12 protein-coding genes are annotated in these 16,170 nt (G+C 69.4%); 8 read left to right on the top strand and 4 right to left on the bottom strand.

The window, feature by feature from the left end; translation table 11 throughout:
- Positions 1-218: 218 nt before the first annotated feature.
- The 3 genes from ACFWBB_RS16920 to ACFWBB_RS16910 form a co-directional block, all read right to left on the bottom strand.
- Entirely contained in the window at positions 219-1,226 is a 1,008-nt protein-coding gene (locus ACFWBB_RS16920) for an ABC transporter substrate-binding protein (RefSeq protein WP_385272138.1), read from the bottom strand.
- Between the two features lie 135 nt (positions 1,227-1,361).
- Complete coding sequence (locus ACFWBB_RS16915; protein WP_385272135.1) at positions 1,362-2,408, bottom strand: LacI family DNA-binding transcriptional regulator; 1,047 nt, start codon at positions 2,406-2,408, stop codon at positions 1,362-1,364.
- 524 nt (positions 2,409-2,932) lie between these two features.
- A complete protein-coding gene (locus tag ACFWBB_RS16910; RefSeq protein WP_385272132.1) occupies positions 2,933-3,775 on the bottom strand; it encodes a hypothetical protein in 843 nt (280 codons plus the stop codon).
- A gap of 460 nt (positions 3,776-4,235) precedes the next feature.
- Here ACFWBB_RS16910 and ACFWBB_RS16905 point away from each other — a divergent pair, with 460 nt between their 5' ends.
- The 8 genes from ACFWBB_RS16905 to ACFWBB_RS16870 all read left to right on the top strand — a co-directional run bounded on the left by ACFWBB_RS16905 (position 4,236) and on the right by ACFWBB_RS16870 (position 14,754).
- Positions 4,236-5,396, top strand: coding sequence for a mandelate racemase/muconate lactonizing enzyme family protein (locus ACFWBB_RS16905; protein WP_385272129.1), 1,161 nt, complete (start codon positions 4,236-4,238; stop codon positions 5,394-5,396).
- Positions 5,393-6,397, top strand: a complete 1,005-nt coding sequence (locus tag ACFWBB_RS16900) for a zinc-binding dehydrogenase (protein ID WP_385272126.1) — start codon at positions 5,393-5,395, stop codon at positions 6,395-6,397. Before ACFWBB_RS16905 ends, ACFWBB_RS16900 begins: the two co-directional genes overlap by 4 nt.
- Before the next feature lie 119 nt (positions 6,398-6,516).
- Positions 6,517-7,488, top strand: a complete 972-nt coding sequence (locus ACFWBB_RS16895; RefSeq protein ID WP_385272123.1) for a hypothetical protein — start codon at positions 6,517-6,519, stop codon at positions 7,486-7,488.
- Positions 7,489-7,630: 142 nt separating this feature from the next.
- Positions 7,631-8,737: a multiple monosaccharide ABC transporter substrate-binding protein gene (gene chvE, locus ACFWBB_RS16890; RefSeq protein WP_385272120.1), complete on the top strand. Its 1,107-nt coding sequence runs from the start codon at positions 7,631-7,633 to the stop codon at positions 8,735-8,737.
- A gap of 32 nt (positions 8,738-8,769) precedes the next feature.
- Positions 8,770-10,320 (top strand): multiple monosaccharide ABC transporter ATP-binding protein, encoded by a 1,551-nt coding sequence (gene mmsA / locus ACFWBB_RS16885; RefSeq protein WP_385272117.1) that lies wholly within the window; start codon positions 8,770-8,772, stop codon positions 10,318-10,320.
- Positions 10,317-11,564 carry a multiple monosaccharide ABC transporter permease gene (gene mmsB, locus ACFWBB_RS16880; RefSeq protein WP_385272114.1) on the top strand — a complete coding sequence of 416 codons (1,248 nt, stop codon included), beginning with the start codon at positions 10,317-10,319 and terminating at the stop codon, positions 11,562-11,564. The genes mmsA and mmsB overlap by 4 nt, the downstream gene beginning before the upstream one ends.
- A 215-nt stretch (positions 11,565-11,779) precedes the next feature.
- Positions 11,780-12,826, top strand: coding sequence for an aldose epimerase family protein (locus ACFWBB_RS16875; protein WP_385272289.1), 1,047 nt, complete (start codon positions 11,780-11,782; stop codon positions 12,824-12,826).
- 182 nt (positions 12,827-13,008) lie between these two features.
- A complete protein-coding gene (locus ACFWBB_RS16870) occupies positions 13,009-14,754 on the top strand; it encodes a pyridoxal phosphate-dependent aminotransferase (protein ID WP_385272111.1) in 1,746 nt (581 codons plus the stop codon).
- 70 nt (positions 14,755-14,824) lie between these two features.
- On the opposite strand, the gene ACFWBB_RS16865 is transcribed toward ACFWBB_RS16870, so the two are convergent.
- Positions 14,825-15,886, bottom strand: coding sequence for an arabinan endo-1,5-alpha-L-arabinosidase (locus ACFWBB_RS16865; protein WP_385272108.1), 1,062 nt, complete (start codon positions 15,884-15,886; stop codon positions 14,825-14,827).
- Positions 15,887-16,170 lie beyond the last annotated feature (284 nt).

Raw genomic sequence — 16,170 nt, 5'->3', positions numbered from 1 at the left:
CTTTGCCCGGTGGGCGAATTCATTCCGTGTTCGGCTGATTACGCCCCATAAGGGGCCGGTTCGGGCTGGACCGCGACTTCCGGGCTGGAAGCCCCTCACCCGGGGCGGAGTCACGGCGGCGCTCCTCCTGGAAGTGAGCCGCTACAGGCCCCACAGGGCCCGGCCCGGCCGACCGAGATATCGGTCGGCCGGAGGCTCCCTGCCGGTGGGTGCGTCGGTCAGTACTTGCGGCTCGGGAGCGCGGCCGCGGCCTGGTCCTGCATGAAGTCGCCCTCCTTGGTCTTGATCCAGCGCTCGACCGTCTCGCCGTTCTTGACCTTCTTCACGACGTCCATCAGCTGGGGGCCGAGCAGCGGGTTGCACTCGACGATGGCGTTGATCTTGCCCTCGGACATGGCCACGAAGCCGTCCTTCACGCCGTCGATCGAGACGATCAGGATGTCCTTGCCGGGCTTCTTGCCCGCCGCCTCGATGGACTGGATGGCGCCGATGGCCATGTCGTCGTTGTGCGCGAAGAGGACGTTGATGTCCGGGTTGGACGTGAGGAAGGCCGCCATGACCTGCTTGCCGCCGGCGCGGGTGAAGTCACCGGTCTGGCTGACGACGACCTTCCAGTCGTCCTTGTGGTCGGCGTCCATGATCTCCTTGAAGCCCTTGGCGCGCTCGATCGCCGGGGCGGCGCCGGTGGTGCCCTCCAGCTGGGCGATCTTCACCGCGCCCTTGTGGCCGGCCTTCGTCAGGACCTTCTCGAGGATCCTGGCGGCGCGGCGGCCCTCGTCGGTGAAGTCGGAGCCGACCAGCGTGACGTACAGGGAGTCGTCGGAGGTCTCGACGGAGCGGTCGGTGAGGACCACCGGGATCTTCTTGGCCTTGGCCTCCTTCAGCACCGCGTCCCAGCCGGTGACGACCACCGGCGAGAAGGCGATGACGTCGACCCCCTGGGTGATGTAGCTCCGGATCGCGGAGATCTGGTTCTCCTGCTTCTGCTGCGCGTCGGAGAACTTGAGGTTGTAACCCGCCGTCTTGGCCGCGTCCTTCACCGAGGTGGTGTTGGCGCTGCGCCAGCCGCTCTCCGAGCCGACCTGGGAGAAGCCGAGCGTGAGCGCCTTGCTGCCGTCCCCGGAGGAGCCGCTGGACGTGCTGTCGTCCTCCTTGGCACAGGCCGCCAGGCCACCCGCCGCCGCCACGCCGACCGCCGCGGTGAGGAAGTTCCTTCTGCTGAGCATGTTCTTCTCCTTTGAAGAGCCGGCCCGGGGATGGACCTGCTGGTACTCGAGGGGACCGGCCGCACTGCGTCCAGCCTGTCGATCACTGTTCGGCATTTCGGTCACAGTGCCGGTCAAGGGCGTTCGACCGGTCCGTCAGAGGGGCACGCCCTCCGGTTGAGCGGCGTAGGGGAAAGTGCTTGCGCGTACGACGAGTTGGGGCTCGATCGCGATGCGGGGCGCGGCGGTGGGCGGCCGGCCCTCGATCTGTTCCAGGAGCAGTGCGATGCCCCGCTTGCCCACCGCCGAGAAGTCCTGCCGCACGGTGGTGAGCGGAGGGGCGAAGTACTCCGACTCGGGGATGTCGTCGAAGCCGACCACCGCGACGTCCTGGGGAGTTCGGACCCCCGCCTCCCGCAGGGCCCGCAACACCCCCAGCGCCATCTGGTCGTTGGCGACGAAGACTGCGGTCAGCCCCCGGCCCACCCAGCCGGCCAGTTCCTGGCCCGCACGGTAGCCCGACAGCGGACTCCAGTCCCCCCGCAGCAGCATGGGCGGCTCGACGCCCGCCTCTTCGAGGGTCGCCCGCCAGCCGGCGGCCCGGTCGGCCGCCTCCTGCCAGTCCTCGGGCCCGGCGAGGTGCCAGACGTTGCGGTGCCCGGCGGCCAGCAGGTGACCGGTCGCCAGCCGCGCCCCCAGGTGCTGGTCCACCCCGACACCGGGGATGTCCATACCGGACCCGCCGCCCACGACCACCACCGGGAAGGGATGACGGAGTTCGGCCAGGGCGTCCACCGCCGACCGCTGCGGGGCGATGGCGACCACGCCTTCCACCCCGCCCTCGCTGAGGTGGTCGAGGGCCTCGGAGAGCTTCTCCATGGTCAGTTCGCGCAGACTGACCGTCGAGACGAGATATCCCTCGGCACGCGCCGCCTCTTCCAGGGCGAACAGGGTACTGGCCGGACCGTAGAGGGTCGTGTCGGAGGCGACCACACCCAGCGTCCGGGTGCGTCTGGTCGCCAGGGCCCGTGCGGAGGAGTTGCGGCGGTAACCCATCTCCTCGATGGCGCGCAGCACCCTGTCCCGGGTCGCGACCCGCACGTTGGGGTGGTCCCCCAGCACGCGGGACACCGTCTGGTGCGACACGCCGGCCTGGCGGGCCACGTCGGCCATGGTGGGCGGCCGGAGCTGAGTGTGTGTCACGGCCGCACCTCCTTGGCGCTCGGTTGTCGATAAGTCGTCCGACGCGGGCGGATGTCTCCGCTCCGCCGGCTTCACTGCGGGATCCCGGCAGGCACAGCGGCTCCCGGGGAAAGCCCGCGTTGGGACGCAACGGACACGACCCTCGTACCTCCCCCGTGCTGACGCTGGTCACTGACTGGTGAACGCGGAGGTCATTGTGAGCGCTAACAATTCACGGCGGTCAAGAGGGTTGCACGGGAAGCTCGTCACGATTCCATTACGCGCCTGGCCGCAACAGCACATCGCTCCTGGTCAGAGGCTCAAAGGCGGCCCGAGGCGCGCACCCCGGGCGACGGCCCCACAACGGCCTCCACGGCCGGGTTCCGCCGAACCCGCGCCTTCGCCGGGGGACATGCGCGATCCGCGGACATCCGGCACACCGCCCTGGACGGGCCGTCCAGGGCGAGCCGGCGCCCGTCCGACGGCGTGCACGGTCCGCAGGCCCCCGCGGGACCGGACACCCGGCGGTCCGCCCCCTCGGAGCGCTACGAGCACCACCACAGGAAGCGCGTGCACGTCTGTGACGGCGACGGGTTCGGGGCCGCGCCCGACGGCGTGGGGTCGGCCGTCGGCGTGGAGCCCGAGTCCGGGCCCGACGGAGCCGTGGCTGCGGAGGTCGATCCGGAGGAGTCGGGGAGGGGGGCCGACTGGGCCTCCTTGTCCGGGGCCGGCGTGGCCGTCCCGTCCGTCGGGGACTCCGACGCCGACGGGGAGGCGGAGGGGCTCGCGGAGGACGAGGCCTTGCCGCCGCCCGTGTCCGTCCGGTCGTCCAGGGGCTGCGCGGACGCGCTGGGCTCCGCCGCCGAGCCGTCGGCCTCCGACGACTCTCCCCCGGCCGCCGCCGGGTTACCGGGGGAAGAGAACCCCGGTGCGTCCACGCCGAGTTCGGCCAGGCTCAGGCCGGCCGCCGCCAGGGCGAAGCCGACGCCGATCAGCACCACACGCTTGCGGCGCCGGCGGTGGACGGAGGCCTTGCGGTCGCGACGGCTCGCGTCCGGCGCGGAGGCCTCGCCCTTGGGGCCCCGCCGGTCACCGCGGCCCTGCTCACGGCGGTCCTGCTCACCCCGGTCCTGCTCACGGCGGCGCGCGGCACGGCCCTGCGGCTCGCCGCTCTCGGCTTCGCGATCGTCGCGGTCACCACGATCGTCGCGGTCACCGTGAGCGTCAGGCTCACCGGAGCGATCACTCTCGCCGTGATCCCCGTGATCCCCGTGGCCCCCGTGGTCGTCCGAATCGCCGGGCGTCTCGTGCGCCGACGCGTCCTGCGGGTGGGGCTCCGGTGCGTACGGCCCGAGCACCTGCGATTCCGGTGCGTACGTCCCCGGCACGTGCGATTCTGCCGCATACCACTCCGGGTCGTACGATTCCGTCGCATACGCCGCTGGTTCATATGATTCCGGCGCATACGGTTCAGGCTCGTACGCAGTGGGCGCCGTGGGCGGATACGCGCGTAGCTGTTGGGCTGGCGCGCCGCACCCCGGGCAGGCGAGGGCGCCGTTGAGGTGCCTTCGGCACGGGTGGCAGTAGTCCATGACGCGGGAAGACTAGGTTCCCGGACGGTCACATACCGGGGTTCGCCTGTGAAAGTTGTGTGGGAAACCGGCCATACCGACGCGGTAACTTGGGTGAGCTGGCACACACCGCGACGCCCCGACTTTCCGAAGAAGCATCGAAACCGTCGATACCGTTACCTGTTCGACCCATTGACACTCGCCTCGCACGGTCCTTACTGTCTGCCCAGCATTTCGAACATGTGACGAAATCTCGAACAGCCGAAGGGTAACTTCCGTGCGCATCACCGGAATCAGCACACACGTGGTCGGGACGCCGTGGCGGAACCTGACCTATGTCCTGGTGCACACCGACGAGGGCATCACGGGTGTCGGAGAGACCCGCATGCTGGGTCACACCGACGCGCTGCTCGGCTACCTGAAGGAGGCCGAGGCCAACCACATTCTCGGTTCCGACCCGTTCGCTGTCGAGGACCTCACGCGCCGCATGAAGTACGGCGACTACGGGCGGGCCGGCGAGATCGTGATGTCGGGCATCGCCGTCGTCGAAATGGCCTGCTGGGACATCAAGGGCAAGGCTCTGGGCGTGCCCGTCTGGCAGCTCCTCGGCGGCAAGGTCACCGACAAGGTCAAGGCCTACGCCAACGGCTGGTACACCACCGAGCGGACCCCGGAGGCCTACCACAAGGCCGCCCAGGGCGTCATGGAGCGCGGCTACAAGGCGCTCAAGATCGACCCCTTCGGCACCGGCCACTACGAGCTGGACCACCAGCAGACCCTGTACGCGGTCTCCCTCATCGAGGCCGTGCGCGACGCCATCGGCCCGGACGCCGAGCTGATGCTGGAGATGCACGGACGCTTCTCCCCCTCCACCGCCGTCCGGCTCGCGAACGAGCTCGCCCAGTTCAAGCCGGCGTGGCTGGAGGAGCCGTGCCCGCCGGAGAACCTGAAGGCCCTGGAGAAGGTCGCCGCCAAGGTCGACATCCCGATCGCCACCGGTGAGCGCATCCACGACCGCATCGAGTTCCGTGAGCTCTTCGAGAGCCAGGCCGTGGACATCATCCAGCCGGACGTCGGCCACATCGGTGGCATCTGGGAGACCCGGAAGCTGGCCGCCACGGCCGAGGCGAACTACGTGCTCGTGGCCCCGCACAACGTCGGCGGCCCGGTCCTGACCGCCGCCTCGCTCCAGGTCGGGTTCACCTCCCCGAACTTCAAGATCCTCGAGCACTTCAACGACTTCGCCGACTCGGAGATCAAGAAGGTCGTCAAGGGGGCTCCCCAGGTCGTGGACGGCTACTTCCACCTGTCCGACGCGCCAGGTCTGGGTGTCGAGCTCGACGTCGACGCCGCCGCCGAGTTCCCGCAGCAGCAGGCCCGTTTCGACCTCTGGGCCGAGGGCTGGGAGCAGCGCAAGCCGAAGGGCAGCACCAAGTGAGCACAGCCGTCGTCGTCGAGGCGCCCGGTGAGCACCGGCTCGTTCCGCACGAGCCGCGGCAGCCGGAACCCGGTGAGGCGCTGGTCCGTGTGCACGCCACCGGCATCTGCGGCAGCGACCGCGAGGTGTACCAGGGCAACCGGCCCGAGGGGTACGTCCGCTACCCGCTGACCCCCGGCCACGAGTGGTCCGGGACGGTCGAGGCGGTCGGTGCCGGGGTCCCCTCGTCGCTCGTCGGCCGCAAGGTCGTCGGTGAGGGCTTCCGCAACTGCCAGGTCTGCGACCGCTGCCACGCGGGCGAGACGACGCTGTGCACGGACGGGTACGAGGAGACCGGCTTCACCCAGCCCGGGGCCATGGCCGCCACCCTCACCCTGCCGGCCCGGCTGCTGCACGTCCTGGCCGACGACGCCGACCTCACGGCGGCGGCCCTGCTCGAACCCGCCGCCTGTATCGCGGCCGCCGCGATCAAGGCGCGGGCGCTGCCCGGCGAGAAGGTGGCCGTCGTCGGCACCGGCACGCTGGGCATGTTCGCCGTCCAGTTCCTGAAGGCGGGCTCCCCGGCCGAGCTGCTCGTCGTGGGCACGCGCCGGGACCGGGAGGGGCTCTCCAGGCAGTTCGGCGCCTCCGACTTCCGTACGCGGGACGAGGGGCTGCCGGACGACTTCGACGTCGTCATCGAGACCGCCGGCTCGGCGTCCGCCGCGCGTACCGCGGCCTCGCTGCTGCGGCGTGGTGGACGGCTGGTGCTGACGGGGATCCCGGCCGCCGGCGCCGACGGGCTCGACCCGACGGACCTGGTCGTACGGCAGCTGGAGGTGCACACCGTCTTCGGGGCGCCGCCGGACGCCTGGTCGCACACCGTCCGGGTGTTCGGGGCCGGGTTGCTGGATCCGCTGCCGCTGGTCACGCACGAGCTGCCGCTCGCCGAGTTCTCCGAGGCGATCGAGCTGGTGGGATCCGGCGATCCGAAGGTGGGCAAGGTGCTGCTCAAGCCGTAGGCCCTTCAAGCCGTACGCCGGTGCGGGGCTACCTGACCGCCCCGCACCGGCGTACACCCAAGTCCCGCACGACCTGAGCCGCGAACCTTGACCGACATATCGAACACGAAGGACGGCATGTGACCACCGACGCTTCCGCCACGGCAGCCCGTCGACCCGGTGAGCAGGCGCTCACCGCGCTCGGCCTGGGCGCGCCCGCCCTCGACCCCGCCGACACCTCCGCCCACACCTTCCCGGGCGGTGGCCGCTGGCGCACCGAGGTCCCTTCGTGTGAGGGTCCCGAAGCGCTGGCCGTCATCCTCAAGGAGGCCTCGCGCCTCGACGTGCCGATCCACCGGATCAGCCAGGGCAGCGGCGTGTGGATGCTGACCGACGCCGAGATCACGGAGATGGTCGAGGCCACCGGCGAGCGGGACATCGAGCTCTGCCTGTTCACCGGTCCGCGCGGCACCTGGGACATCGGCGGCTCGACCCGTACCGACTCCAAGGGCGGCGGGCTGCGCGCCCGTGGGCACGACGCCGTGGCCGGGTGTGTCGAAGACGCGGTCCGGGCAACGGAGTTGGGCGTCAAGTGCCTGCTCGTCGCCGACGAGGGCGTGCTGTGGACGCTGCACCGGGCGCGGCTGGCCGGCCTCATCCCGGCCGACACCACGCTGAAGGTGTCGGCGCTCATCGGCCCCGTCAACCCGGCGGCGTACGCGGTGTACGAGCGGCTCGGCGCCGACTCCGTCAACGTGCCCAGTGACCTCACCCTGGATCACCTCACCGAGATCCGCCGGGTGTCGGGCGCTCCCATGGACATGTACATCGAGGCCCCCGACGATCTCGGCGGCTACATCCGGATGTACGAGGTCGCCGAGCTGATCCGGCGCGGCGCACCGCTCTATCTGAAGTTCGGCCTGTCGAAGGCCCCCGCGATCTACCCGTACGGCCACCACATGCGGGACCTGACGCTCTCCACCGCCCGGGAGCGGGTGCGCCGCGGACGGCTCGCCCTCGACCTCCTCGCGCGGCACGGAGCCGACGGCGACATGGCCCCCCTGGGCTCGCGCCTGCCGGGCGAACTGAACCGATTCGGCATTCAGTCATAACGTTCCGGAAACTTGCTTCACAGAAGCCGACACAGGCGCGCAGAATCCCACACATCTTCTCTCGGTCTTCCCGGCGTCACCTCCGGGAGCGCCCTTCGCACCGCGAGACCGATCCCTGCACACCACATCAAGGATGATGAACATGCGTAACCGCAGAGCCGCCCTCGCCGCCATAGCCGGAGCCGCCTCCCTCGCCCTGACCCTGAGCGCCTGCGGGCAGTCCGGTGACGGCGGCAGCAAGGAAGACTCGGGCGACTCCAAGGGCGGGACGATCGGCATCGCGATGCCGACCAAGTCCTCCGAGCGTTGGATCACCGACGGTGCCAACGTCGAGAAGGACCTCAAGGCCAAGGGCTACAAGACCAAGCTGGTCTTCGGCGAGGACGACCCCGACCAGCAGGTCTCGCAGATCGAGAACCTGATCACGCAGGGTGTCAAGGCGCTGATCGTCGCCGCCATCGACAACAAGTCCCTGAACAACGTCCTCCAGCAGGCCGCCGACGCCAAGATCCCGGTCATCTCCTACGACCGTCTGATCCTCGGCACGAAGAACGTCGACTACTACGCGTCCTTCGACAACGAGAAGGTCGGCAAGCTCCAGGCCGGCTACATCGTCGACAAGCTCGGTCTGGCGAGCGGCAAGGGCCCGTTCAACATCGAGCTGTTCGCCGGTTCCAACGACGACAACAACACCAAGTACTTCTTCAACGGTGCGATGAGCGTGCTCCAGCCGTACATCGACAGCAAGAAGCTGGTGGTCAAGTCCGGCCAGACCAAGATGACCCAGGTCACCACCCTGCGCTGGGACGGCGCCACCGCCCAGCACCGCATGGAGGACATCCTCACCTCGTCGTACAAGAGCGGCAAGGTCGACGCGGTGCTCTCGCCCTACGACGGCATCTCGATCGGCATCATCGCCGCGCTGAAGTCGGACGGCTACGGCACCGCCGCCAAGCCCCTGCCGGTGATCACCGGTCAGGACGCCGAGCTGGCCTCCGTGAAGTCGATCATCGCGGGTCAGCAGTCGATGACCGTCTACAAGGACCTCCGCAAGCTCGCCCAGGTCGCCACGGACATGGTCGACGCCTCCCTCAACGGCAAGAAGCCCGAGGTCAACGACACCAAGTCCTACGACAACGGCACCAAGGTCGTCCCCGCCTACCTGCTGCAGCCGGTCGCCGTCGACAAGAGCAACTACGAGAAGGAACTCGTCCAGGGCGGCTACTACACGGCGGACCAGCTCAAGTAAGCGTCGAACCTTACGGATTGGAAGGCACGACCATGGCGGGACCCGTCCTGGAAATGCGCTCGATCGTCAAGACCTTTCCCGGCGTCAAAGCACTGTCGGACGTCACACTGACTGTCCGTCAGGGCGAGGTCCATGCCATCTGCGGGGAGAACGGCGCCGGCAAGTCCACCTTGATGAAGGTGCTCTCCGGCGTCCATCCGCACGGTTCCTACGGGGGCGACATCCTCTTCGAGGGGGAGGTCGTCCAGTTCAAGGACATCCGGGCGAGCGAGCAGCACGGCATCGTTATCATCCACCAGGAGCTGGCGCTGTCGCCGTACCTCTCCCTGGCGGAGAACATCTTCCTCGGCAACGAACACGCCAAGGGCGGGTTCATCGACTGGCGGGAGACCCTGCGGCACGCCTCGGAGCTGCTGCGCCGGGTCGGTCTCGAGGACCACCCGGAGACCCGCGTCGCCGACATCGGCGTGGGCAAGCAGCAGCTCGTGGAGATCGCGAAGGCGCTGTCGAAGAAGGTGAAGCTGCTCATCCTGGATGAGCCGACGGCGGCCCTGAACGACGAGGACAGCGGCAAACTCCTGGATCTCATCCTGGAGTTGAAGAAGCAGGGCATCACCTCGATCATCATCTCCCACAAGCTCAACGAGATCCGCAAGGTCGCGGACTCGGTGACGATCATCCGCGACGGGCACTCCATCGAGACGCTCGACGTGAAGTCGGCGGAGACGACCGAGGACCGGATCATCAGCGGCATGGTCGGGCGCGACCTCGACCACCGCTTCCCGGAGCGCACCCCGCACGATGCGGACAAGGACGCGGCCCCGGCCCTGGAGATCCGCGACTGGACCGTGCTCCACCCGATCGACCAGTCGCGCAAGGTGGTCGACGACGTGTCGATCCAGGTGCGCCGCGGAGAGATCGTCGGCATCGCGGGCCTCATGGGCGCGGGCCGCACCGAGCTCGCGATGAGCGTCTTCGGGCGCAGCTACGGCCGGCACGTGGGCGGCACGGTCCTCAAGGACGGCAAGGAGATCCGCACCAAGACGGTCGCGGAGGCGATCGGTCACGGGATCGCGTACGTCACCGAGGACCGCAAGCACTACGGCCTCAACCTCATCGACACGATCAACCGCAACATCTCGCTGACCGCCCTGAGCAAGGTCGCCAAGCGAGGGGTGGTCGACGAGCACGACGAGCGGCAGGTCGCCGAGGGCTACCGCAAGTCCATGAACATCAAGGCGCCGACCGTCTTCGAGCCGGTGGGCAAGCTGTCCGGCGGCAACCAGCAGAAGGTCGTCCTCAGCAAGTGGATCTTCGCGGGTCCCGACGTGCTGATCCTGGACGAGCCGACGCGCGGTATCGACGTCGGCGCCAAGTTCGAGATCTACACGGTCATCGACCAGCTGGCCGCCCAGGGCAAGGCGGTCGTCTTCATCTCCTCCGAGCTGCCCGAACTGCTCGGCATGTGCGACCGCATCTACACGATGGCCGCCGGACGGCTCACGGGTGAGTTCCCGCGGGCCGAGGCCACGCAGGAAGTGCTGATGCGTCAGATGACGAAGGACAAAGAGGTATCGCGATGAGCACGGACGTGACCGACAAGAGCCCGGCGGCGGCGCCGCCCGGGAAGAGCGGGGGCTCAGCCACCGGCGGCGGGCTGCTGCATCTGGTGCTGGACGGACTGCGGCGCAACATGCGCCAGTACGGCATGCTGATCGCGCTCGGCCTGCTCGTGGTCCTGTTCCAGGTGTGGACCGGCGGCGACCTGCTGCTGCCCCGTAACGTCTCCAACCTGGTCCTGCAGAACAGCTACATCCTGATCCTCGCGATCGGCATGATGCTGGTGATCATCGCGGGTCACATCGACCTTTCGGTCGGTTCGGTGACGGCGTTCGTGGGCGCCTTCGCGGCCGTCCTCACGGTGCAGCACGACGTGGCGTGGCCCGTCGCGCTGGTGCTGTGCCTGATCGTGGGCGCGGTGGCCGGCTCGGTGCAGGGCTTCCTGATCGCCTATCTCGGCATACCCTCCTTCATCGTCACCCTCGCGGGCATGCTGCTCTTCCGCGGTCTGACGGAGATCCTCCTGGAGGGCCAGACCCTCGGCCCGTTCCCCGACGGTCTGCAGAAGATGGGCAACGGCTTCCTGCCGGAGGTCGGCCCGAACACCAACTACCACAACCTCACGCTGCTGCTGGGCTTCGCCCTGCTGGCCTTCGTGGTCCTCCAGGAGGTCCGCGACCGCAAGCGCCAGCAGGAGTTCTCGCTCGACGTGGTACCGAGGAACCTCTTCCTGCTCAAGCTCGTCGCGATCGCCGCCGCGGTCCTCACCGTCACCATGCTGCTCGCCAGCTACAAGGGCGCGCCGATCATCCTGATCATCCTCGGCGCGCTGGTCGTCGGCTACGGCTACGTCATGCGCAACGCCGTGTTCGGCCGTCACATCTACGCCATCGGCGGCAACCTGCCCGCGGCGAAGCTGTCCGGCGTCAGGGACAAGAAGGTCACCTTCCTGGTCTTCCTGAACATGGGCGTGCTCGCGGCCCTGGCGGGTCTGGTGGTCGCCGCCCGTCTGAACGCGGCCTCGCCGAAGGCGGGCCTCAGCTTCGAACTCGAGGCGATCGCCTCGTCGTTCATCGGTGGCGCCTCCATGAGCGGCGGTGTCGGCACCGTCCTCGGCGCCATCATCGGTGGTCTCGTCCTCGGTGTGCTGAACAACGGCATGAACCTCCTCAGCGTCGGCAGCGACTGGCAGCAGGTCATCAAGGGCCTCGCCCTGCTGATCGCGGTCGGGTTCGACGTCTGGAACAAGCGCAAGTCAGGTTCCTGAACCTGAACGGGCCCCGCCGGAAGGCGGGGCCCGTTCTGTTTTCCGGTGCGGGCGGGAAGCCGACCGCACCGGGCCGGAGCCGACGGGCCGGAGGCAGTAGGCCGGAGCCAGCGGGCCGGAGCCGACGGGCCGGAGGCAGTAGGCCGGAGGCAGTAGGCCGGAGGCAGTAGGCCGGAGGCAGTGGGCCGAAGGTGGATAGGGGAAGGCAGGAAGTGGTGAAGACGCTCTTCGGCAAGCTCGCCGACGGCACGGAGATCCACAGCTGGACGCTGGAGAACGGCGGCACCCGGCTGAAGGTCCTCTCCTGGGGCGGCATCGTCCAGTCCCTGGAGATCCCCGACCGTCACGGCCGCCACGCCAACGTCTGTCTCGGCTTCGACAACCTCGAGGACTACGTCGAAAGGACGCCGTACTTCGGCGCGCTGATCGGCCGCTACGGCAACCGCGTCGCCGGGGGCCGGTTCACCCTCGACGGCGAGGCCCACCGGATCGACGTCAACGACGGCGTGAACAGCCTGCACGGCGGCGCCACGGGCTTCGACAAGCAGGTGTGGGACGTCGAGCCGTTCACCGCGGGCTCCGACGTCGGCCTGTACCTGTACCGCACGAGCGCCGACGGGGAGATGGGTTTCCCGGGCACGCTCGACGTGAAGGTGACGTACACCCTCACCGGGCACGGGGACTGGCGCATCGACTACGAGGCCACCACCGACAGGGCCACGGTCGTCAACCTCACCAGCCACGTCTACTGGAACCTCGCCGGCGAGAGCGGCGGCACGATCGAGAACCACGAGCTGACGATCGCCGCCGCCCGCTACACGCCCACCGACCCGGGCCTGATCCCCACCGGCGAGCTCGCGCAGGTCTCCGGCACGCCCTTCGACTTCCGCGAGACCAGGACGATCGGCCGCGGCCTCAGGGCCGCCCACGTCCAGCAGGTCCGGGCCCAGGGCTACGACCACAACTGGGTCCTCGACAAGGGCGTCACCGCCGAGCCGGTGCACGTGGCCACGCTGCGCGACCCGGGTTCCGGCCGCACCCTGAAGATCGCCACCGACCAGCCGGGGCTCCAGTTCTACTCCGGCAACTTCCTCGACGGCACCCTCACCGGCACCGGTGGCCAGGCCTACCGTCAGGGCGACGCCCTGTGTCTGGAGACCCAGCACTTCCCGGACTCGCCGAACCAGCCGGCGTTCCCCTCCACGGTGCTGCGACCTGGGCAGACGTACCGGACGACGACGGTCCACTCGTTCGGCGCCTGACCCGCCCGCACAGCCGGCGAGCCGCCCGCACAGCTAAACCACAATTTCTTACCGATTCCTCAGCGGTTGAACAGCGCCCCTCAAACCTCCGTATGTAAGAGCGGCCCGTGCTCCCCCGCGCGGGCCACCCAATGACGACGGGCCCGGTCGTCCCCGCCGGGCCCGCCCCATACGGAGGTTCCATGGCCGACAACGTCTCCTCGTTGTTCCGCAACACCGCGGCGCACAGCCCGTCGATGGCGGCGCTGACACGGGAGGGCGGCGAGGGGGTCGGCCCGGTGGACTTCTGCATACCCTGCAATCCCTACTTCCCCACCCCGGCCATGATGGACACCATGGCCGCGCGGCTGCGGGACATCATCACGTACTACCCGAGCGGCGCCGACACGATCACGGCCGAACTGTGCCAGCTGCTCCAACTCCCGCCGCAGGCCGTGGCGATGGGCAACGGTTCGACCGAGCTGATCACCTGGATCGACCATCTGCTGGTCCGTGAGTCCCTCGCCGTCCCCGTCCCCACCTTCGGCCGCTGGACCGACCAGCCCATGGAGACCGGCAAGCGGGTCGACATGTTCCCGCTCCAGGAGTCCAGCGGCTTCGCCCTGGACCTGGCGCAGTACGCCGAGTTCATCCGGACCCGGGGCACCAGGGTCGCCGTCATCTGCAACCCGAACAACCCCGACGGCGGTTTCCTGCACAAGCGCGCGCTCGTGCAGTTCATGGACGCGATGGCCGACCTGGACCTGATCATCATCGACGAGTCGTTCCTGGAGTTCGCGGACGCGGAGCAGGAACCGAGCGTCGTGCAGGAGGCGATGATCCGGCCGAACGTCATCGTGCTGCGCAGCCTCGGCAAGAACTTCGGTCTGCACGGCATCCGCTTCGGCTACATGGTCGCCAACCCGTCGCTGGCCGGCCGGGTCCGCTCGATGCTGCCCAAGTGGAACCTCAACGCCTTCGCCGAGTACGTGGTGTTCATGCTGAAGGAGCACGGCCCCGAGTACGCGCAGAGCCTGATGCAGGTGCGCCGGGACCGTCTCGACATGGCGAGCCAGCTCAGCGCGCTGCCCGGGCTGACCGTCTACCCCTCCCAGGGGAACTTCCTCTTCGTGCGCCTTCCCGTCGGCGCCGAGGGCACCGTGGTCCGCGACCGGCTGCTCGCCGAGCACCGCATCCTGGTCCGCGAGTGCGGTAACAAGATCGGTTCGTCGAGCCGCTTCCTGAGGCTCGTGGTGCGCCCCCAGGTGGACGTCCGACGCCTGGTGTCCGGCATGGAACAGGTGCTCTACGGGACCAGGAGGGGAGCCGCCGTGCCCGAGCTGAGCGCCGGCGCCGGCTACAGCTCGGGCATGGCGGCGGTGGACCGGCTGGTCACCAACGGGGCAGGCATGCCGGGCCTTGCCGCTCAGGCCATGGGCATGGCGATGCCGGGGCTGGTCGCGGCCGCCCCGGCCGCCGCCCCGATGCCGATGCAGGCCCCGGCGATGGCTCCCGCGATGGCCCCGGAGATGCAGCCCATGCCGTCCGACGGCGTCGGGATGCCGCTGCCGGCCGCGGCACAGATCTTCCCCCAGTCGGTGCCCGCGCCGGCCCCGGCCCCCGCCCCGGCTCCCACCCCCGTCCCGGCCCAGGCTCCGCCGATGGCCCCGGCGGCCGCGATGGCCCCGGCGGCGATGGCGCCCGCCATGGCTCCGCCGGCGATGTCCCCCGCCATGGCCCCCGCGGCCATGGCGCCCGCGGCGATGGCGCCGGCCATGCCGCAGGCCCCCGCCCCGCCGATGGGCCCGACCCCGCCCGGTGTCCCGGCCCGTGGCGGTCTCACGGCCGCCCAGGTCCGGGGCACCAACGGCCTCTCCCCGGCCGCGGCGACAGGCTGGCCGAACGCCCAGAGCTGGCCGAACGCGGCGGGCATGGGTCAGGCGGGATAGCGCGGGGACAGCGTCCCGCACGGATGGACGCCCCGCACGGATTGCCGCCCCGGGCGGCCGACCGGCGGCGTCAGTAGGCGACCGGCCAACCGCTGCTCCAGTTCAGGAGGTTGATCCCCAGCTTGGGGGTGCCGTTGTCGTTGCCGTCGTAGTAGTGGTAGACGATCAGGTCCCCGTCGGTGTCGTGCGTGATCGACTGTCCGCCGGGGCCGATGACGCTGCCGTGCGACTCCAGGACCGGTGTGCCGCCGTTGTTCGTCATCGCGACGCCGCTCTTGTCGTAGTACGGGCCGGTGACGGCGGTGGCACGGCCGACCTTGACCTTGTAGGTGGAGCCGGTGCCGGCGCAGCAGGTGTCGTAGGAGGCGAAGAGGTAGTAGTAGCCGCCGTGCCTGACGACGTAGGGCGCCTCGACGGCCTTGGTCCCGGTGGGGCGGGAGGCGATCGAGCGCCGGGCGGTGTCGGACACGAGCGGTTTGCCGGTCGACGGATCGATCCGGATCATCTTGATCCCCGTCCACCAACTCCCGAACGAGAGCCACCACTTGCCGTCGTCGTCCACGAAGAGGTTCGGGTCGATGGCGTTGTAGTCGCTCGACGTGGTCGAGGTGTAGACGGTGCCGTAGTCGGTCCAGGAGCCGGGGAGTCCGGTGCTCGAACCGGCCAGTCCTATCGCGGACTTGTTGGATCCGAAGGTGGAGACGGCGTAGTACATCAGGTACTTGCCGCCCTGGTACGAGATGTCGGGCGCCCAGGCCTCGGTGGTGCCGTACGACGACCACCAGGCCGGCCGGGTGGAGAAGGCGTCCCCGCCCGCGCTGAACGCGACGCGGTCGGTGGAGGTGCGGTAGGAGAGGCCGCCGCCGGTCGCGTAGAGGAGGTAGCGCCCGGCGGAGGTGCGGATCATCGTCGGGTCGTGCACGACCGTGGAGCCGGTGACCGTGCCGGGATTCGGGTACGCGGAGGCGGTGGAGGGGACCAGCGCGAGCAGGACCGCCGCCGGGACGGAGAGCAGCGCGGCCCTTCGGGACCTGCGGGGCGTGTGGGAGGTGCGGGAGGTGCGGACCGGACCGGCGGTACGGGGTGTGCGGGAGGTGCGCGATACAGGGGAGATACGGGAAGTACGGCTCATGCGGACGCTCCTTCAGTGGGGTTTTGCTGTCCGTTCGTGATATCGAACAGCAGTCGCGTCGTCGGACGGGAACGTAGAATCGAACCCCTTGCGCGTCAATGACCCGCACGCACACCCGAAAGTCTTCGAAAATCGGCACGTCGGCCTGCGACGACCCCGCGACACCCGACCCCGCGACACCCGGCTCCGGGCTCCCGACTCCGGGCTCCGGGCTCTAAGCTCCGGTCCCTGGGCTCCGGGCTCCGGGCTCTAAGCTCCGGGCCCTGGGCTCCGGACTCTGGGCT

The sequence above is a fragment of the Streptomyces sp. NPDC060000 genome (genome assembly GCF_042737375.1).
Classification (GTDB): domain Bacteria; phylum Actinomycetota; class Actinomycetes; order Streptomycetales; family Streptomycetaceae; genus Streptomyces.
The sequence above is the reverse complement of the archived record's forward strand: the minus strand, read 5'-3'. Positions and strand labels throughout refer to the sequence as shown.

Coding starts and splice junctions, on each gene's coding strand:
- chvE (WP_385272120.1), top strand. CDS start 7,631: ATGCGTAACCGCAGAGCCGCCCTCGCCGCCATAGCCGGAGCCGCCTCC.
- ACFWBB_RS16865 (WP_385272108.1), bottom strand. CDS start 15,886: ATGAGCCGTACTTCCCGTATCTCCCCTGTATCGCGCACCTCCCGCACA.
- ACFWBB_RS16920 (WP_385272138.1), bottom strand. CDS start 1,226: ATGCTCAGCAGAAGGAACTTCCTCACCGCGGCGGTCGGCGTGGCGGCG.
- ACFWBB_RS16870 (WP_385272111.1), top strand. CDS start 13,009: ATGGCCGACAACGTCTCCTCGTTGTTCCGCAACACCGCGGCGCACAGC.
- mmsB (WP_385272114.1), top strand. CDS start 10,317: ATGAGCACGGACGTGACCGACAAGAGCCCGGCGGCGGCGCCGCCCGGG.
- mmsA (WP_385272117.1), top strand. CDS start 8,770: ATGGCGGGACCCGTCCTGGAAATGCGCTCGATCGTCAAGACCTTTCCC.